The organism is Thalassotalea loyana (genome assembly GCF_030161435.1).
GTDB classification, from domain to species: domain Bacteria; phylum Pseudomonadota; class Gammaproteobacteria; order Enterobacterales; family Alteromonadaceae; genus Thalassotalea_G; species Thalassotalea_G loyana.
Window position 1 is genome coordinate 100,798 of sequence record NZ_BSSV01000003.1, and the last position, 17,470, is coordinate 118,267.

Here is a 17,470-nt window from a genome sequence, read left to right on the forward strand (position 1 = left end):
AACAAAAAAGCCGTCACAAGTGACGGCTTGATTGAATATTAAACAGTTTTCTAGCTAATTTTTTGCCAGTTTGTTAAGCGCAATCAAATCAAAGGTAATTTGAGCGGTTTCGTCCAAGAACACGTCTAACTCTTCAAGCTCTTCTGGTAAATCATCAAGACTTTCGATTGGCTCTTTACCCATTCTCGCTAGTCGCTCGTTTGCACGCGCTAAACGTTTGGCCTTTCTCGTTTCACGTTTTTCTTTACGCTCATCGATATTCAATGAAATAGTCTTGTCATCTTTCTCAGCTTTGTACTCAGCAATATCGTTTAATAGGTAATCAAATTCGATATTGGCTTTAATACGCTCTTGGTGCATACCTTCAAGATAAGCAATATCAAATGGTGCGGTATTAACTTGACGATAATTTGCTCGAGGCACTTGATCCCAAACTAAAGCATTTTCTTCTTTACTTTCACCCCATTCTTCAGGGCTGATTGCAGAAGGGAATGCAATGTCTGGCGCTACACCTTTGTGCTGAGTACTACCACCGTTAATACGGTAGAATTTTGCGATAGTATATTGAATTGAACCCAACGGCTTTTCATACAGATCATAAACACGGCCTAATCCGCGATGTTGTTGCACCGTTCCTTTGCCGAAGGTGTTTTCGCCAACAATAATGCCTCGGTTATAATCTTGAATCGCTGCAGAAAAGATTTCTGAAGCTGATGCACTATATCGGTCAACCATCACGGTTAGTGGGCCATCATAATAGCTAATGCCATCTCGATCGCTGTTTACTGCAATACGGTCTGCCCCATCACGAACTTGCACAACAGGACCTTTATCAATGAATAGGCCTGTAAGTAATGTTGCTTCTGTTAACGAACCACCGCCGTTGCCTCGCAAGTCAACGATAATGCCTTCAACATCTTCAGCTTTTAACTTCTCAATCTCTTTTTTGACGTCTTTTGACAAATTATTGTAAAAACTAGGAATTTCGATAACGCCTAATTTTCTAGGTTGCCCTTCTACAGAGTCATCAATATAAACGTCAGATTTCGCTGCACGGTCTTCAAGTTTGATTTTGTCTCGAATAATCGACACAGTTTTCATTGTATCAAGGCTGTCAGACTCGCCTGGTAACACTTGTAAACGTACCTTAGTGCCTTTCGGTCCTTTGATTAAGTCGACGACGTCATCTAAACGCCAACCGATAACATCAACAAACTCTTCGTCATCTTGAGATACGCCAACAATACGATCTTTTGGTTTCAATTCACTCGACTTATCTGCAGGTCCACCTGAGACAATACTTTGGATTACAGTGTAATCATCTTCGGCACGTAACACCGCACCAATCCCTTCCAAGGATAAGTTCATCTCCATTTGGAAACGTTCCGCGTTACGTGGAGATAAGTAAGACGTGTGTGGTTCAACAATGCGAGCAAAGCTGTTCATCACAATTTGATAAACGTCTTCACTTTCACTTTGCTTTAAACGTTTAATCGTGTTTTTGTAGCGCTTTGTCAAAAGCTCTTGAATTTTTGGCCACTCTTTTTCAGCCAACGTTAAGTTAAGTGCATCGTACTTAACTTTTTGACGCCAGAGTTCGTTCAACTCATCAATTGTTTCTGGATGAGAAGCATCTTCTCGGTCAAAGTGATAGCTTTCTTTCTTAGTAAAATCGAATGGCTTATCCAATAACGTCAATGCGTATTCATAACGCTCTACACGACGTTGTAGATTAAGGTTGTAAATGTCATAAGCAACTTGTAGTTGCCCGCGAGCAATTACCGCATCAAAATCGTCGCGATATTGGTCGAACTGTGCGACGTCAGAGGCTAAAAAAACGTTTTTATTGAAGTCTAATTGCTTAATGTAGCGATCAAAAATTTGATGCGATAAATCATCATCAATTTTAAACTTCTTGTAGTGAGCACGCATAAACTGCGCTGTAATGCGCTTCGTCGATACCGCGTGTTGACTCTCAGGGCTTAAAACAGGGAGCTCTTCTGGTATTTGATTGTCTTTACCAAAACTAACTACTGACACTGCCGACAGAGAAACAGCTATTGCGATACGACATAATTTATGCATGCTTCGTACTCCAACTTTTTTATGAAAAGATATTTTCTACTTGCGTCTTGATAACCATGCCTGATTGAAGTTGAACGTGAACGTCATTACCATCGACTTCTGTGATTACGGCATCCATTGGTGCGTTACCAAACTTAACTTTAACTTTAGCACCCTCTTTAACAGTAGACGAGTCTATTGGCGTTAAGTTCACAGGTTCTTGTGGTTTTTTCGCAGGTCGCTTCGTAGATTTTACGTTTTTAAATTTTTGCTTATTATCCTGAGAGCCTTTATTTTTCGGTGCTTGAGTTCCCTTGCGAGCAGGTTTTTGACCGTCTGCTTTAGCTTTAGGATTTTTGTTACCAAACTTTTCTTGGCTTTCTTTCAAAGTTTTTGCTGCGTAATCCGCTTGTTCTTGATCGATTTCAGCAACATTTTCACCCGCTAGATCGACACGTTGGCTACCCACTTTAACTGATTTTAAGTAGCGCCAGCTGCTTGTGTAATGTCTCAATGCTTGACGAAGGCGGGTTTTGCTTACAGTTTCATCATCAGCTAATTGTTCAGCTAAATCTTGAAAAATACCTACTTTTAATGGTTTCGCTGGGCCCTCAATTGAGAAACACGCCGGAAATTTTTCCACTAATAAAGCAATGATTTCTTTATTGGTATTACGTTTGTTTTCCATAAATACTACTTACAAATTTAATTTAAATCTTCAAGATATTGCGAACGGTTATCTAATACGTTTTTACACCATTCATAAATATCATCTGTTTCTAGTTCTGGCAAGGCTTGTTCGCCAATCCAGTGGTGCCAGATCAACTCAAGTAATCCTACGAGCTCATCTGGCGATATATCTTCTTCGGCTAAATCATACATTGTATGATAGAACTCATTTAGCTTTTCAGCGACTAGTTCTTCTTCGCCTTCCCAGTCGCCAACAACGGCTTCTGAGACCAAAAAGTCATGTATTACAACAAACTCTTTCATTTATTTACTCAATTGCTCTTCGAATAAACGAACAATGGCTTCTAAGCCTTTTTGGTCGACTTCATCAAAACGCTCATAAACAATGCTATCGATATCTAGCACAGCGATGACGTTGCCATTTTGGTGAACTGGAATAACAATTTCAGCATTTGAAGCTGCGTCACAAGCAATATGACCTTCAAATGCGTGAACATCAGCAATGCGCTGTGTACTATCAGTCGCTGCAGCTGTACCACACACCCCTTTTCCAAGAGGAATACGAATACAAGCAACCTTACCTTGAAAAGGTCCAAGTACTAACTGCTCATCAACCAAGCGGTAAAATCCAGCCCAGTTAACACCATCAAGGCGTTCGAAAAGTAATGCACTAATGTTTGCCATGTTTGCAATAGCATCAGTTTCATCACCGATAATTGCTTGAACTTGAGCATTCAGTTCTTCGTAAAAGCTCTCTTTATTCATCAAAGTTCACATCTGCTATAAAAAAGGCGCTTAACATACCTTGAAAAGCGCCATTTTAAAAGTTTTTATCGTATAAATCCTGTATTTATTCGAATTAGTCGTGTTCTATCGCATAGGTGACGGAAACTTCAGCAGTTAACCCTTGCGTACCAGCATGAGAACGGTGAAATGTCATCGCTTCAGCAGCCATCATTTTAGGGCGAGCTTGGTAATGCGATTGCTCTTCTATTGAAATGACCTTGCCTAACTTCGCACCTGACGCACCAAGCAGTGCTGCCGCTTTTGTTCTCGCATTATTGATAGCGCTTGTTAATAGTGCTTGATATGCTTCTTCATTACTTGACGTAAAACTCTGTAAAGGATCGATACGAGTAGCGCCTAATTTCACGCTGTTATCAAGTAATTTGTCGTAATTGGCTAAATCAATCAGACGAAACTCAACACTTCGGCTTACGGTAAATTCAACATCTTGCTCATAACCATATTCAGGCTGAGCATCTACTTTAACGATACTTGCTTTGCTTTCCGGTGTTGCCATATACACATCACGTACACGTTCAGATGGTTTTGGATATCGAACATTAACCGTTAATTGGCTTGATTTAATGTGCTTATCGTCAATACCCAGTGATTTAGCATAACGGGTTAATTGCGATGCTTGCGAGTCGACAACTTGCTTAAGTTTACTCGCACTTCTGCCCTTTCTCTCGAAACCAAAGCGGACAACAAACGTGTCAGGCACTAGCATCGTGCTCGCTTTACCTACAACTTTAACGCCTTCTTGTGTTTGAGCATGTGTCCCAGTGATAAACCCAATACCGGCAAGGCATAGTAAACTACCTGAAATTAATTTATTCATCACAACCTCTCTATTTATTGATCGTTGATAGGAATGCCTGTTTTTCTGCTTCGCTCGCTTGTTGCCACCAGTAATTTAGCATAGACAAAGCTGTCGGCTGGTTTTTGTTTACAACCGAAGATGTTGTTTGAGAAGAGTCAGCGGTCGTCAATTTTTCATTGCTTGGGGATGATACTGTCACGCCAGAGCTAACAGTAGTTGGCGCTGTTACTGCTGTAGCCGTCAATAAATTCACTTGAGACTCAACGACTTGAGCTTGATTATTGGTCAAAATGACGCGTGGCTTCTTAGCAAACACTTTACCGTCACTTTCACTATCTAGTGATGGTGTAGCTAATTTATAGTCTTGATTCTCCTTTGCGATAAAAGAAAATAAAAACGGTTTTGAACGAATTGTGGCAAAGTTTTCATCATCATCTTCAAAGAATTCTTGATACTTCAATAGCAGTTTTTGCTCACCAGGCTTGATGGCAAACTCTGTTGATTTTTCAAAAAAACTCGATTCGTGTTCAATGCCGTTTATCTCTAGAACCTTTAGGGTCTCACTTATCATTAACTTACCTGCGAGCGCTGGCGTACATACAAAGAAAGTACTCAACAAAAGGTGTTTTATCTTGATCATAATTAACTCAATTCGCTTAAAATCAGTATCATCTTATGAAAACAAAATATAAATGAAAAGTGTATTCGGGTTAAACTCCTTAATAAGGTAAACAATAAAATCATGAAAATACGAGGATTTAATGACTAAATGTCGCTGCCCATGGCTTGATGATACTAAGCCCGATTACGTCGAGTATCACGATACTGAGTGGGGTGTCCCAGTATTTGACGACCAAAAAATGTTTGAGTGTTTGGTCCTTGAATCTGCACAAGCAGGCTTAAGTTGGTACACAATTTTGAAAAAAAGAGAAGGATATCGAGAAGCATTTGCAAACTTTGATGTTAATAAAGTCGCGCAGTATTCGGAAAAAGACGTAGAAGCGCTAATCCAAAACCCTGCTATCGTTCGTAACCGATTAAAGATAGAAGCGACAGTTAACAACGCAAAACGCTTTATTGAAATACAGCAGGAATTTGGAAGCTTCTGTAAATATATATGGGGTTTCGTGGATTTCAAGCCGATTGTAAACACCATAGAAACGCTTGAAGATTATGTCGCCACGTCGGAAATTAGCGACAAGCTTGCGAAGGATATGAAAAAAAGAGGGTTTAAGTTTTTAGGTTCTACAACGCTCTACTCTCACCTTCAAGCAACAGGGTTAATAAACGATCACAGCACGAGTTGTTTCAGAAGAAATGAAATAATTCGGGGATACGATGAGAAAGATTTTACAAATTTCACAACTTAATACTTGGTTGAATTAAACTTTTCATGTCATTATATGTCATAGAAGTGAGTGATTAAGAAATTTGTAACCTTGAAAATCCACTCACAAGCCCATAAGTACTAGGTTATAACATTCTCAGAGGAATATTTATGCAATCAATCAATACGGCGAGTCAAAGTTCGTCAATCGAAATTAACAAGGTACTTAAAAATACCTACATGCTATTAGGCATGACACTAGCTTGGAGTGCCGTATGTGCTGGTATCTCTATGGCAATGAATCTGCCACATATGGCAGCTCTAGTGATGACAATTGTTGCTTTCGTTTTATTGTTTGTAGTTAATAAGCAAGCAGATAAAGCTAGCGGCATCTTTTGGATTTTTGCTTTTACCGGCCTATTGGGTGCGTCTTTAGGACCTATCCTAAACGTTTATGCAGGATTACCTAACGGTGGTTCATTAATTATGCAAGCGCTTGGCGGTACTGCGTTAATTTTCTTCTCACTATCTGCTTATGCGTTAACTAGTAAGAAAGACTTCTCATTCATGGGTGGTTTCTTAATGGTTGGTTTAATCGTTGTTTTAGTAGCAAGTATTGCGAACATTTTCTTCCAAGTACCAGCTATCTCATTGGCAACGAGTGCAGCAATCATCATGATCATGTCAGGCTTAATTTTATTTGATACAAGTCGCATTATTCACGGTGGTGAAACGAACTACATCCGTGCAACAGTTTCTTTGTACTTAAACATCTACAACATTTTTGTGAACTTACTACAATTATTAGGTGTTTTTGGCGGCGACGATTAATTACAAGTTGCACATCATACTGTTATAATAAAAGCCTCGATATTCGAGGCTTTTTTGTTTTGAGGTAAAAATTGAAATCAATTGCAGTGTTAATCACTTCATCTCCCCTATCAAATCTAACCGCAACAAGTATTGCGTTGATAAAACAGCTTATAGGAAGAAGTGATATTGAATTATTAGGTGTTTTTTTCTATCAAGACGGCGCACTCAATGCGAGTGCGAGCTTATCAATTCCCGCAGATGAATTTCAATCAATTAAGCAATGGCAACGACTTAATACCGAATACCAGCTTCCCCTTCATTTATGCGTGACAGCAGCAGAAAAACGTGGGCTTTCCGATGATTGGCAGGAAAGCAATAATATACTGCCTGAATTTACCATTTCTGGGCTTGGCGAATTTGTCACCTTATACAGCGCAGCTGATAAAGTCATTCAACTTTAGGAAGTCAAATGGAAAAGTCTATCGCAATTATTAACACTAGCGCTCCATTGATGTCGACTCACGCTAAAGATTCACTCGATCTCGCTTTAATATTGGGCTCATATGAACAAGCGCCTAGTTTATTCTTTATTGGAGATGGCGTATGGCAACTGGTTCAACAACAGATTGACAAAGCCAATGCAAAAGATTTTTTAAAAACACTTAAAGCACTTGAATTCTACGATATTGAAAATGTTTTTGTTTGCCAAAACTCGCTAGTTCAAAGAAACTTAAAAGAGGAGTTCTCGATTCCTGGGGTTAATGTACTAGATGCAAAACAATTGCAGAAACAGCTGTCGAGCTACAGCTCGATACTAAGGTTTTAAGGGGTTATTATGCTACATATTGTTCGACAATCCCCTTTTCAAAAAGATATTAGCCAAGAACTAGCAATCTTATTAGGCCCTGAAGACACGGTGCTCTTGATTGATGATGGCATTTATTTTCTGCAAAGTTTGCACTGGCAAATACTGGTAAACAAAGCGGCGAACATTCTCGTTGTCAAAGAGCATACACAAGCACGCGGTATTGCTAGTAATGACGATATCGAGTTCATTTCTCTTGAGTCGGTTGCAGAGCACCTTTTAACCGCTAATAACACGTTAACATGGCAATAATGATTGAATTTAACCAACAGCAAATAGAAACAGACAAACAAGGTTATCTCCTAGACCATACCTTGTGGACACCTGATTTAGGGGCCTACATGGCGGAGCTAGACGAGTTGTCATTGAAAGAAGAACATTGGGAAGTGATAAACTTCGTCAGGGAGTTTTATTTAACGTACAACACATCACCTGCGATACGTGCCTTAACCAAGGCAATGAAATCAGAATTTGGTGAGGAGAAAGCAAGTTCTCGTTATTTATATCGCTTGTTTAAAGAAGGCCCTGCTAAACAAGCAACAAAATACGCAGGCTTACCAAAACCAGCCCGGTGTATTTAAGTTAGCTAGGCACTAAACTTTAATATTAATTGTATTTCCACTCGATGCTGTTGGCGCAGGAAGACTTTCTAATGTGCTGGCAGCAGCTTCGATCAATTGAACCGCCATCTGGCCTTCAATCTCCTGTTGATTTTGCGCTTTTTTCGCGACAGCTATCTCTAGTGCATCTCCGGATGCTGACTGCACAGCTGATGACGAGTGAATCGTAATTGACATAACTACTTCTCCTTTAATACGTCCACGTTAATAACAAATTAGTCTCACCGACACTACGTTATCGGCCATGTTCAAAATACATTTAGTAAAAAAAATGGGATCTAGCCAATAAAACTAGATCCCATTGATAAACTTAAATAAATAGTAAAATTTATTTCACTGGTAATGTAGGAACGTGAACACCAGCCATTTCGTGCATTACGCGAACAACCTGACAGCTGTATCCGAATTCGTTATCGTACCATACGTATAATACTGCGCGATCTTCATCAACGATTGTTGCTTGTGAATCAACAACACCTGCAAAACGTGAACCGACTAAGTCAGTAGAAACGATTTCAGTAGACGCCGTGTAATCAACTTGGTCTTGTAACTTAGAGTTTAAAGAAATCTCACGAAGATAGTTATTTAAGCCTTCAGCAGTTGTTGCTTTTTTAAGGTTTAAGTTCATGATGGCCATCGATACATTTGGCGTAGGTACACGAATAGCGTTACCAGTTAATAAACCTTTTAACTCAGGTAAAGCTTTAGCTACCGCTTTTGCTGCACCTGTTGACGTGATAACCATGTTTAATGGTGCACTACGACCACGACGAGGCGATTTGTGGTAGTTGTCAATTAAGTTTTGGTCGTTTGTGTATGAGTGAACAGTTTCTACGTGACCATTCTTGATACCAAACTCATCGTTAATCGCTTTTAAAACAGGTGTAATTGCATTCGTTGTACAGCTTGCTGCTGAAACGATCTTATCTTCAGCAAGAATCATATCTTCGTTTACACCGTAAACGATGTTTTTGATATCACCTTTTGCTGGTGCAGTTAATAAAACTTTAGCAACACCAGTTGACTGTAAATGTTGACCTAAGCCTTCTTCGTCAGACCAGATACCCGTGTTATCAACTACTAATGCGTTATTAATGCCATATTCCGTGTAATCGATGTCTGAAGGAGATTTTGCGTAAATGACTTTAATGAACGCGCCATTTGCTTTGATAACGTTATTTTCTTCATCGATAGAGATGCTACCGTTGAAAGCACCGTGCACTGAGTCACGACGCAGTAAACTTGCACGTTTTGCTAAGTCGCCATCTTTGCCTGGGCGAATAACAATTGCACGTAAACGAAGCTTAGAGTTTGGACCTTCACGCTCGATCAATAGACGAGCTAATAAACGCCCAATACGACCAAAACCGTAAAGAACGACGTCTTGAGAACTGTTTGCATCGCCAGAGTCTTGAATGTCTGCTAATTCTTTTTCTAAATATTGTTCAATTGATAGACCGTTTGCGTCACCTTTAAAAAGGTAGTTATACGCAAGCTTACCAACGTCGATACGCGCTGGCGCCAACGACATCTTGTTTAATGCTTCAACAAAAGGGAAGCTCTCACGTAAACGCAGTTTGCTCTCTTCATGCAAAGCAACTGATTTGTGGGCTTTAATGATATCGATAGGCGTAGCAGTCACTAAAGGACGACCATATACTGAAATTTCAATACCTTTATTGCGGTATAGCTGACCAATAATTGGTTGCATGTTTTCAGCAAATGTTTGACGCTCTTGCCAACTAGCTTGATATTCTTTTTCCGTTTGGAATGTCATTTTTTAAACCTTTATATTTAAGTCAATTGAACAGTAAGCTATTATCATTATTATTGTTATTTTTGATATGAAAATAGTCTCAACCTCGTTGCGGCGCACATTGTAATCCAACATGAAATATTTCTCTACCGATTACATAAAATTTTCATCATTTAAGTGAAGCCATATGCGTTCTGTTTTTACTACAGTGTTAACTGTTTATTTATTGGTTGGTTGTGAACAAGGACCAACGATTTCAACGATGTGTGAAGCCGATCCACAAATATGCGTTGATATTCATGACGATAACTGGTGCCGTAAAGAGCGTAAAGCACTTTTACTGCACAACTATCATGTGAAACAGTCAAACAAAGATATCGATAAATATAAAGAATTATTAGCCTATGAAAACTATATTGGCTGCATGTCATTAGCTTCGCAAATCGAGCATATTAAATTAAAAGAAAAGAAAACAAATCGCATCAATAGCTTATTGAACGCTGAAAGGCGTTTTGATCAACTTGCAAAACAAACAAGAAATACCAGTGACCCTTACCTTTTATTTTTCCATTGGTCTAGATTTTTAGATGAAGAAGCCCTTAAAGAGTTTACGGAAAAGGAAGGAAGTGCAGAATTAGAAACTGCAGAATTACAGCAGTTCTTGGCGAGCTATTATATCAAGCGCGATCCTGAAAAGACCTTAGGCATACTTTTTCATTCACTGGAGATAACACCCGCTGGCGCTGTGCTAAACGATGAGGTTTTTGAATCAATCGCGAATATCTTTAATGTAAAGAAAGAGCCAAAACAAACCTACATCTGGCTTAAAGTTCTCCAGCTATATAACCCAGAAGACCAACATTTGAATGAAGAACTTATTAGCATGTTTGTCGAGAAACATGGCTTGGACGTCAACTTTCTAGATACGGTTGCAGAAGTTACGCTGAAAAATATTCAAGAAGGCAACTTCAAAGCACCACAATATTAATTTGAACACAAAAAAACGCACCTTATGGTGCGTTTTTATTAAGCGTTTTTAAACAGCAAACTAACCGAATTGACACAATATCGTTTACCGGTTGGTTGAGGACCATCATCAAATACGTGACCTAAATGGCTTTCGCAATTAGCGCATTTAATTTCAATTCGCTTCATATGAAGAGAATTATCTTCATGATAGCTCACTTGCCCTTCTCGACTTAACCAAAAGCTTGGCCAACCACAGCCAGCATTGAACTTGGTATTCGAATCGAATAGTGGCTGTTCACAATAAGCGCAATGATAAACACCATCTAACCAGTGATCATTATACTTCCCCGTGAAAGGATGTTCTGTCGCAGCAAGACGACAAACGCGATATGCGTCCTCTGATAACTGGTTACGATGTGTTTTATCTACCATAGCGATATCACTTTATAATTCAATTAACTTACGAGCTTCACTCGACCATTCAACATGGAACTTTTTACCTGCTGGCGCGTCAACACGCTCAAAAGTGTGAGCACCAAAGAAGTCACGTTGTCCTTGTAATAAGTTAGCAGGTAATACACCACAACGCACGGAGTCATAGTAAGATAGTGACGATGAAATTGCACCAATTGGTACACCAAGAATCGTCGCGTCAGCAATAGCTTGTCGCCAATTGATTTGGTGCTTATTGAGTTGCTCAATAAAGAACTCATCAACTAACAAGTTTTCAAGTTCACTGTCTCTCTCAAACGCATCAGTAATTGATTGAAGGAATATTGCGCGGATGATACAGCCTGCTCGCCAAATTTTTGCAATATTTGCAAAGTTTAATGTCCATTTATACTCTTTAGCAGCTAAGCTCATTAATTGAAAACCTTGAGCGTAGGCACAGATCTTCGAACAGTAAATTGCGTCATGAAGACGATCGACATAAGCTTGCTTTTCACTGTCAGATAACGTTGGTAGCGTTGGCCCTTCTAATTTCGTGCTTGCCTCAACACGCAAGTTTTTAAATGATGAAATTGAGCGAGCAAATACAGCCTGTGCAATCGTTGGTGCCGGACAACCAACTTCTAATGCACTAATAGCAGTCCATAATCCTGTACCTTTCTGACCTGCTTTATCGAGAATCAGATCAACTAAAGGCGTTTCATCATTATTTGGTTTATGACGCAGTACCTCAACAGAAATTTCCATTAAGTAGCTATCAAGTGGACCTTTGTTCCAGTTTTCAAAGATACCAGCAATTTCCTCAGGACTGTAACCAAGACCTGCGCGTAAAACATGATATGCTTCACAGATAATTTGCATGTCTGCATACTCAATACCGTTGTGAACCATTTTAACGAAGTGCCCTGCACCCGCTGGCCCAATGTACGCAGCACACGGATCACCATTTTCAACGATTTGCCCAGGTTCAGTGCGTTCTAATGGCTTACCTGTTTGAGGATCTACTTTGGCAGCTATTGCTTCCCAAATAGGTTTTATCCTTGTCCAGGCATACGGTGAACCACTCGGCATCAATGCCGGGCCAAAACGAGCACCCGTTTCACCACCAGAAACCGCTGAAGAAAACAGAATAAAGTTATTCTTATACTTTTTCTCACGTTCTACCGTATCAACCCATAAGCTGTTACCCGTATCGATTACAATATCGTCCGGTTGAATCCCTGCGCCGATCAAACTCTCACAAACATGATCAACTGGTGCACCTGCAGGTACCGACAAAACAATCGTGTGTGGAGCTTTTAAGCGAGAAAACAACTCAGTGTATGAGCTACAACCTACAACGCGTGGTTTATCTGATTTATTTTCTAATGCATCTTGAGCAATTGCGTCATTTACTTTGTCTGTACTTAGATCGAAAGCAGCAACTGTGTAACCATTGTCTGCAAGGTTTAAAACTAGGTTTTTACCCATTACACCTAAACCAATAAAGCCGATATCACACATCATATTTTCTGTTGTCATGTAAGTGTCCGAATGTTTTAAATTTGGAGCGGTTATACCCCTGAAAAAATTGCAGGCATTTTATCACGCACAGCTAAAATTAATACACTAAAATCAATATTTACTCGCCTAATTTTAATTACATTTGTGTAAACATTCGTAATCCCTATGACAAAAATGTAATAAAAACACGTTTTATTAGCTTTTTATGTTGAAATAATATAAATTTGATGTAATTTTACTACAAAAGATAATTTTGCATTTATTAGCAATTAGGAATGAACATGACAGTAAGAATTGGTATCAACGGTTTTGGACGCATTGGTCGTTTTGTATTCAGAGAAGCTTTTTCCCGTGACAATGTAGAGGTTGTTGGCATTAACGATTTGATCGATGTTGAATACATGGCCTACATGCTTAAATATGATTCAACGCATGGTCGCTTTAATGGCGATGTCGAAGTTGCAGACGGCAACCTAGTTGTAAACGGTAAAGTTGTTCGTGTAACTAGCGAACGTGACCCTGCAAACTTAAAGTGGAATGAAGTTGACGCGCAAGTGGTTGTTGAATCAACTGGCCTATTCTTAACTGATGAAACCGCACGCAAGCATATTGAAGCCGGTGCGCACAAAGTCGTAATGTCTGCTCCTTCTAAAGATTCAACACCAATGTTTGTTATGGGTGTTAATGAAGATTCTTATGAAGGGCAAGATATCGTCTCAAATGCTTCATGTACGACAAACTGTTTAGCGCCAGTAGCAAAAGTGTTAAATGACCGTTGGGGTATCAAAGATGGTTTAATGACGACAGTACATGCAACAACAGCAACACAGAAAACTGTTGATTCTCCATCAGCGAAAGACTGGCGTGGTGGTCGTGGTGCATCACAAAACATTATCCCTTCTTCTACGGGTGCAGCAAAAGCAGTAGGTAAAGTTATTCCTGCATTGAATGGTAAATTAACGGGTATGGCATTCCGTGTTCCAACACCAAACGTTTCGGTTGTGGATTTAACGGTTAATCTTGATTCTCCAGCAAGTTATGATGAAATTTGCCAAGCAATGAAAGAAGCGGCTCAAAGTGACTTGAAAGGTATTTTAGGTTACACAGAGGACGCTGTGGTTTCTAATGACTTTATCGGTGAGCGTTGTACTTCAGTGTTTGACGCAACAGCTGGTATCGCGTTAACAGACACATTCGTAAAGGTTGTCACATGGTATGACAATGAAATTGGTTACTCGAACAAAGTACTCGATCTAGTCAACCACATCAGCAAATAAATACATCAATAATAAAAAAACCACCTCGCGGTGGTTTTTTTATGCCTACTAAATTATTCGCAATAAATCGGTTTGATTCGTTCGATGTATGGCAAATCTTCTTCTCGCAATTGTCCCTGCCCTAGCCAATCAAAAAACTGTTCAGTAAGATCAATGCTACCACCCGAAGTCATTTGTTTTTGCATCAATTTAACCTGAACGGCTAAGCGTTGTTCTAACAATTCTTTCGGCGAGTCAACGCCAGCCAAAATCTCAACAGCTAATGTAGCGTCACCTCGTTCAATAGTCATTTTACTGGCTTCCACTTCTTGCAGTCGGCGCTGCCATTTAGCAGGTAACTCAGTAAACTCTTCAATGTTGCTAAGGGCTTCATTGGTGTTGAGGTTTTTCCTAATAACGGCAAAAAGGCTCTGCCATTTGCGCTTTTGTTGTGCTTTAGATAATTCAGAAGACTTTTTATCTAGTGTCGCAATTAAGGAATTAATTTCATTAGCAATCGCTTTCGAATCACGATTACGTTGCGGCAATTCTCGTTTAAGCGTGTTAAGTTGTTTGTTGAGTTCATCAATCTCATTTAACGTCGATAGGTTGGTAATTTGATTGGTAAGCTCTTTCAAATTGCCACGCACTTGTTCAATCAGTTGTGCCGTATTTGCTTGTTGTTCAGACTTGGAAGCGTCACGTTTGGCGAAAATCTCATCATTGACCTTACGAAAAGCTTGCCACAGTTTATTTTCTTGTGACTTTCCTGCATAGCCAACTTGCTTCCACTTGTCCTGCAGTCCTTTCACTTTCTGAGATGCATCAAAAATATCATCTTGACCTAGCAGTTGTTTAGCTTGCTCAATCAATTCGCTTTTTATAGCAGCATTAGACTGGTGTTGTTGGTATATAACATTGTTAATCGGTTTGCAGGCGTTACGATATGCTTCAATGAGCACTTGATAACGTTTTCTATCAACTTCACCCGCTGTTTGCCATTGCTTTTTAATCTCATTAAAACGCTTTTCAAGCGCCTTAAGGTCAATATTTTCCACTTCTTTGCTTAATGAAACTATCTGTTCGACGATACGTTCACGTTGCTTGTAATTATCATCACGTTGTTTTTCTTGACCAGCAAAGTAATCGCGACATGGTGAAAACGCACGTTCACAGGCATCATTAAATGCATCGTTTAACTCGCGTTCTTGTTCTTCTTCAGCATGACCAAGGCTGTTCCATGTTTGACGAAACTGTTTAACCAAATTTGCTTGCTGATTTAAGTCTTTCTTAGGGCTGGTTGCAATGTCCTGAACCTTAGCCAGCAATTCTTGCTTTCTAGGCGTCGCAACATAGTGCTCCCAATCAGATAATTCGGCTATCTTTTCACTGATCTGGTCAAAATCTCGCGCTATTCGACTTTTGTTTTTATCGTTTAATTGGCCATGCAATGACTTCGCGTGTTTAAATACACCGAATGCAGCATTATATTTCCCTAAACGAATGAGTCGTTGTACATCTGAAACTTTTTTCTTGGTTTGTTGAGCCAACTTTCCTTGCTCTTTTTCAAACGGTGCTAAAGCCTCTTGCCACTGCGACTGTATTTGTTTAAACGCAGATTTCAATGACTCAGGTAAAACCCCTGCACTTCTTTTTTCAACCGCACGCCAATCCAGTAGCCACGTGCTGAAAATGGGCTCTTTCTCATTGAATTCCTCAAGCGACTCCGGAACAGACAATTGCGCGACACGCGCAATCAGGTGGGTTGCGTCGCTCACCGATTGTGCAATGATTGGAATCGTGCCAAGCTTTTTGCGCTCTTTTGAAAGTTGCCTCGTAAAGCCTTGTTTTATTTCAGCTGATAACACGGATGTATCGATGCGATTTTGTAACGCATCGCACGCTCGATTAATTTCTGCCTCATCTAGCGTATTTGATTCAAAAATCGCATTAGAGATAAACTGGTCAATTTGAGTCAATCCTTGCTTTATCTCTTCCTTTTGAGTTTGTTGTTCCAGCTCTAGTTGCTGTGCTATCTGTTCTTGGTGATAGGTTTCCGCTTTAACCGCAAACGCTTTATCTAATTGCGTGACGATATGCTGGTATTTATTAACAAAGATGTCTTTATCTGCTTCACTTAAAAACACAAAGTCAGATTCAAGCTCATGCCATTTAGCTTCCAGTTGCTCCCGCTTTTCAAGCATAGTTTCATAATCAACTTGCTCTTTGAGTGCAAGCAACATGGATAGTGTTAACTGGGTATCTTTGCGAATTTGCTCTGGTTTTTCTTTGGCCAACTTAATCGTTGCTAATTTTTCTTCTATCGAACAAATAACGGCTTCATGCTGCGTCTTCTTCAGACATTTATCGAGTAAACTTTGATCACTTGTTTCTTTGATAATGTGAAGCTGAAGTTCACTACTATTGGCGTTTACAAAAGCAGTGTAAACAAAGTTAGGCTTATTTAGCTTTTCAAATAATGCAGTTTGTAGTTCTGTATTTTCTTCTTTGGCGTACCAACTTTCTATCAACGTCGTTTTTTTTGTCATCGATAAAAATGAATGTTTTTGTTCAAACGTTAAGTCGGCGAAATCGGATAAGAATACCTTTTCGATTTCTTGCACAGCAGCTTTACAGACTACTGAATTGGTCGAATGAAGATGTTGCCAATACACAGAGGTATCTTGAAGTTTCTTTAAGGCAGCTACACGCACAGCATCACTACTGTCGTCTTTTACTAATGATAAAAGCACCTCTCGATCCTTCTTATCGTCAACGCTTAGTTCATGCTTGATGGCATCTAAACGAATCGACTCATCTTTGCTTTGCCATTTTGCCTTAAAAAACTGGGAAAAGATCATATATCGGAGAACCTAGCAATATTATTTTTGTCTGAAAACTGTTCTTTCAATTCACGTTTTGTTTTTTCTACAATTTTGCCATCCGCACCTACTGATAACAGCTCGTCGCTGTTTAGGTGCTTGGCTTGGTACGCCATTACAATTTGTAATGCTGAGTCACGTTGAGCCTGTTCTACCACGGTGCCCTCTGGCCAACGGCCTGTCTCAGCACAATGCTTCAAGCGTAAGTACATGTCTTCCGACATATTTTCAACAAGGTCTAATACGTTCATAGCTCTTTACTGGTTCTCTTAAAAATAACTAAACGAATACGTGTGATGATGTAACCGAAAAAACCAATAACACAAACGACCATCGACAATTGGTATTGCCATGATGAATGATTATTGTCGTACCAGAAAATCCCCAAGAAGCCAGCGCAAAATAGTAGCATCGCAATAAACGACTGATTAAGCAGTGTTTGAGCTCTTTGGATACGGTTTACTTTGCGAATATGAGATAAACGATCGCCCGTTGCATTTGCTATTTCAAGTCCACAATGAGAACAAGTTGGCGCTTTATCGGAGATTTTTTTACTACATGCTGGGCAATTAATAACAGCCATTGGTCACCCCTCTTTTTTGGTTTTACGTATTCTACAAAAAAAACGCCCAATTAGGGCGTTTTTTATTAATAAATTAAGTGGTCGGA

General features: G+C 39.5%; 21 protein-coding genes. 8 read left to right on the forward strand and 13 right to left on the reverse strand.

The genetic code is table 11. From position 1 onward, the window contains the following. Positions 1–54: 54 nt before the first annotated feature. The 6 genes from prc to QQK05_RS08125 form a co-directional block, all read right to left on the reverse strand. Complete coding sequence (prc, locus tag QQK05_RS08100) at positions 55–2,085, reverse strand: carboxy terminal-processing peptidase (protein ID WP_284297425.1); 2,031 nt, start codon at positions 2,083–2,085, stop codon at positions 55–57. Positions 2,086–2,104: 19 nt separating this feature from the next. Beyond that, positions 2,105–2,752 (reverse strand): RNA chaperone ProQ, encoded by a 648-nt coding sequence (gene proQ, locus QQK05_RS08105; RefSeq protein ID WP_284297426.1) that lies wholly within the window; start codon positions 2,750–2,752, stop codon positions 2,105–2,107. Positions 2,753–2,769: 17 nt separating this feature from the next. Continuing rightward, positions 2,770–3,057 carry a hypothetical protein gene (locus QQK05_RS08110; RefSeq protein ID WP_284297428.1) on the reverse strand — a complete coding sequence of 96 codons (288 nt, stop codon included), beginning with the start codon at positions 3,055–3,057 and terminating at the stop codon, positions 2,770–2,772. Further along, on the reverse strand, positions 3,058–3,519 hold the full coding sequence (locus QQK05_RS08115; protein ID WP_284297430.1) for a GAF domain-containing protein: 462 nt from the start codon (positions 3,517–3,519) through the stop codon (positions 3,058–3,060). A gap of 94 nt (positions 3,520–3,613) precedes the next feature. Then, complete coding sequence (locus tag QQK05_RS08120; protein WP_284297432.1) at positions 3,614–4,378, reverse strand: SIMPL domain-containing protein; 765 nt, start codon at positions 4,376–4,378, stop codon at positions 3,614–3,616. 10 nt (positions 4,379–4,388) lie between these two features. Then, the gene (locus QQK05_RS08125) at positions 4,389–5,000 is read right to left on the reverse strand and encodes a DUF2057 family protein (RefSeq protein ID WP_284297434.1); all 612 of its coding nucleotides are present in this window, start codon (positions 4,998–5,000) and stop codon (positions 4,389–4,391) included. A gap of 121 nt (positions 5,001–5,121) precedes the next feature. On the opposite strand from QQK05_RS08125, the gene QQK05_RS08130 reads away from it, so the two are divergent. From QQK05_RS08130 to QQK05_RS08155, 6 genes are all read left to right on the forward strand, one after another. Further along, complete coding sequence (locus tag QQK05_RS08130; RefSeq protein WP_284297436.1) at positions 5,122–5,730, forward strand: DNA-3-methyladenine glycosylase I; 609 nt, start codon at positions 5,122–5,124, stop codon at positions 5,728–5,730. A gap of 128 nt (positions 5,731–5,858) precedes the next feature. Then, complete coding sequence (locus tag QQK05_RS08135) at positions 5,859–6,518, forward strand: Bax inhibitor-1/YccA family protein (RefSeq protein ID WP_284297438.1); 660 nt, start codon at positions 5,859–5,861, stop codon at positions 6,516–6,518. Positions 6,519–6,589: 71 nt separating this feature from the next. Then, entirely contained in the window at positions 6,590–6,961 is a 372-nt protein-coding gene (gene tusD, locus QQK05_RS08140; RefSeq protein ID WP_284297441.1) for a sulfurtransferase complex subunit TusD, read from the forward strand. Between the two features lie 8 nt (positions 6,962–6,969). After that, a complete protein-coding gene (gene tusC, locus QQK05_RS08145; RefSeq protein ID WP_284297443.1) occupies positions 6,970–7,326 on the forward strand; it encodes a sulfurtransferase complex subunit TusC in 357 nt (118 codons plus the stop codon). A gap of 9 nt (positions 7,327–7,335) precedes the next feature. Next, the gene (tusB, locus tag QQK05_RS08150) at positions 7,336–7,617 is read left to right on the forward strand and encodes a sulfurtransferase complex subunit TusB (protein WP_284297444.1); all 282 of its coding nucleotides are present in this window, start codon (positions 7,336–7,338) and stop codon (positions 7,615–7,617) included. Continuing rightward, positions 7,617–7,946, forward strand: coding sequence for a TusE/DsrC/DsvC family sulfur relay protein (locus QQK05_RS08155; RefSeq protein ID WP_284298069.1), 330 nt, complete (start codon positions 7,617–7,619; stop codon positions 7,944–7,946). Before tusB ends, QQK05_RS08155 begins: the two co-directional genes overlap by 1 nt. A 12-nt stretch (positions 7,947–7,958) precedes the next feature. Here the strand turns inward: QQK05_RS08155 and QQK05_RS08160 are convergent, their stop codons facing one another. After that, complete coding sequence (locus QQK05_RS08160) at positions 7,959–8,162, reverse strand: hypothetical protein (protein ID WP_284297446.1); 204 nt, start codon at positions 8,160–8,162, stop codon at positions 7,959–7,961. 151 nt (positions 8,163–8,313) lie between these two features. Beyond that, positions 8,314–9,762, reverse strand: a complete 1,449-nt coding sequence (locus QQK05_RS08165) for a glyceraldehyde-3-phosphate dehydrogenase (protein ID WP_284297448.1) — start codon at positions 9,760–9,762, stop codon at positions 8,314–8,316. 166 nt (positions 9,763–9,928) lie between these two features. On the opposite strand from QQK05_RS08165, the gene QQK05_RS08170 reads away from it, so the two are divergent. Further along, on the forward strand, positions 9,929–10,729 hold the full coding sequence (locus QQK05_RS08170) for a DUF2989 domain-containing protein (protein WP_284297450.1): 801 nt from the start codon (positions 9,929–9,931) through the stop codon (positions 10,727–10,729). Positions 10,730–10,767: 38 nt separating this feature from the next. Here the strand turns inward: QQK05_RS08170 and msrB are convergent, their stop codons facing one another. After that, complete coding sequence (gene msrB / locus QQK05_RS08175; RefSeq protein WP_284297452.1) at positions 10,768–11,142, reverse strand: peptide-methionine (R)-S-oxide reductase MsrB; 375 nt, start codon at positions 11,140–11,142, stop codon at positions 10,768–10,770. A 12-nt stretch (positions 11,143–11,154) separates the two neighbouring features. Next, positions 11,155–12,681: an NADP-dependent phosphogluconate dehydrogenase gene (gene gndA / locus QQK05_RS08180; RefSeq protein ID WP_284297454.1), complete on the reverse strand. Its 1,527-nt coding sequence runs from the start codon at positions 12,679–12,681 to the stop codon at positions 11,155–11,157. Positions 12,682–12,944: 263 nt separating this feature from the next. Here gndA and gap point away from each other — a divergent pair, with 263 nt between their 5' ends. Continuing rightward, the gene (gene gap, locus QQK05_RS08185) at positions 12,945–13,940 is read left to right on the forward strand and encodes a type I glyceraldehyde-3-phosphate dehydrogenase (protein ID WP_284297456.1); all 996 of its coding nucleotides are present in this window, start codon (positions 12,945–12,947) and stop codon (positions 13,938–13,940) included. A 53-nt stretch (positions 13,941–13,993) separates the two neighbouring features. On the opposite strand, the gene QQK05_RS08190 is transcribed toward gap, so the two are convergent. Genes QQK05_RS08190 through QQK05_RS08200 form a run of 3 tightly spaced genes read right to left on the reverse strand, consistent with a single transcriptional unit; the run spans position 13,994 to position 17,384 of the window. Then, positions 13,994–16,780, reverse strand: coding sequence for a DUF349 domain-containing protein (locus QQK05_RS08190; protein ID WP_284297458.1), 2,787 nt, complete (start codon positions 16,778–16,780; stop codon positions 13,994–13,996). After that, the gene (locus QQK05_RS08195; protein WP_284297460.1) at positions 16,777–17,052 is read right to left on the reverse strand and encodes a YeaC family protein; all 276 of its coding nucleotides are present in this window, start codon (positions 17,050–17,052) and stop codon (positions 16,777–16,779) included. Before QQK05_RS08195 ends, QQK05_RS08190 begins: the two co-directional genes overlap by 4 nt. Further along, a complete protein-coding gene (locus QQK05_RS08200; protein ID WP_284297462.1) occupies positions 17,049–17,384 on the reverse strand; it encodes a hypothetical protein in 336 nt (111 codons plus the stop codon). Before QQK05_RS08200 ends, QQK05_RS08195 begins: the two co-directional genes overlap by 4 nt. Positions 17,385–17,470: the final 86 nt, after the last annotated feature.

What these genes read in the sequence shown, in the direction of transcription:
- tusB (WP_284297444.1), top strand. Translation starts at nt 7,336, where the DNA reads ATGCTACATATTGTTCGACAATCCCCTTTTCAAAAAGATATTAGCCAA.
- gap (WP_284297456.1), top strand. Translation starts at nt 12,945, where the DNA reads ATGACAGTAAGAATTGGTATCAACGGTTTTGGACGCATTGGTCGTTTT.
- gndA (WP_284297454.1), bottom strand. Translation starts at nt 12,681, where the DNA reads ATGACAACAGAAAATATGATGTGTGATATCGGCTTTATTGGTTTAGGT.
- QQK05_RS08190 (WP_284297458.1), bottom strand. Translation starts at nt 16,780, where the DNA reads ATGATCTTTTCCCAGTTTTTTAAGGCAAAATGGCAAAGCAAAGATGAG.
- msrB (WP_284297452.1), bottom strand. Translation starts at nt 11,142, where the DNA reads ATGGTAGATAAAACACATCGTAACCAGTTATCAGAGGACGCATATCGC.
- QQK05_RS08125 (WP_284297434.1), bottom strand. Translation starts at nt 5,000, where the DNA reads ATGATCAAGATAAAACACCTTTTGTTGAGTACTTTCTTTGTATGTACG.
- QQK05_RS08155 (WP_284298069.1), top strand. Translation starts at nt 7,617, where the DNA reads ATGATTGAATTTAACCAACAGCAAATAGAAACAGACAAACAAGGTTAT.
- QQK05_RS08130 (WP_284297436.1), top strand. Translation starts at nt 5,122, where the DNA reads ATGACTAAATGTCGCTGCCCATGGCTTGATGATACTAAGCCCGATTAC.
- prc (WP_284297425.1), bottom strand. Translation starts at nt 2,085, where the DNA reads ATGCATAAATTATGTCGTATCGCAATAGCTGTTTCTCTGTCGGCAGTG.
- QQK05_RS08170 (WP_284297450.1), top strand. Translation starts at nt 9,929, where the DNA reads ATGCGTTCTGTTTTTACTACAGTGTTAACTGTTTATTTATTGGTTGGT.
- proQ (WP_284297426.1), bottom strand. Translation starts at nt 2,752, where the DNA reads ATGGAAAACAAACGTAATACCAATAAAGAAATCATTGCTTTATTAGTG.
- tusC (WP_284297443.1), top strand. Translation starts at nt 6,970, where the DNA reads ATGGAAAAGTCTATCGCAATTATTAACACTAGCGCTCCATTGATGTCG.
- QQK05_RS08165 (WP_284297448.1), bottom strand. Translation starts at nt 9,762, where the DNA reads ATGACATTCCAAACGGAAAAAGAATATCAAGCTAGTTGGCAAGAGCGT.
- QQK05_RS08110 (WP_284297428.1), bottom strand. Translation starts at nt 3,057, where the DNA reads ATGAAAGAGTTTGTTGTAATACATGACTTTTTGGTCTCAGAAGCCGTT.
- QQK05_RS08135 (WP_284297438.1), top strand. Translation starts at nt 5,859, where the DNA reads ATGCAATCAATCAATACGGCGAGTCAAAGTTCGTCAATCGAAATTAAC.
- QQK05_RS08200 (WP_284297462.1), bottom strand. Translation starts at nt 17,384, where the DNA reads ATGGCTGTTATTAATTGCCCAGCATGTAGTAAAAAAATCTCCGATAAA.
- QQK05_RS08195 (WP_284297460.1), bottom strand. Translation starts at nt 17,052, where the DNA reads ATGAACGTATTAGACCTTGTTGAAAATATGTCGGAAGACATGTACTTA.
- QQK05_RS08120 (WP_284297432.1), bottom strand. Translation starts at nt 4,378, where the DNA reads ATGAATAAATTAATTTCAGGTAGTTTACTATGCCTTGCCGGTATTGGG.
- QQK05_RS08115 (WP_284297430.1), bottom strand. Translation starts at nt 3,519, where the DNA reads ATGAATAAAGAGAGCTTTTACGAAGAACTGAATGCTCAAGTTCAAGCA.
- QQK05_RS08160 (WP_284297446.1), bottom strand. Translation starts at nt 8,162, where the DNA reads ATGTCAATTACGATTCACTCGTCATCAGCTGTGCAGTCAGCATCCGGA.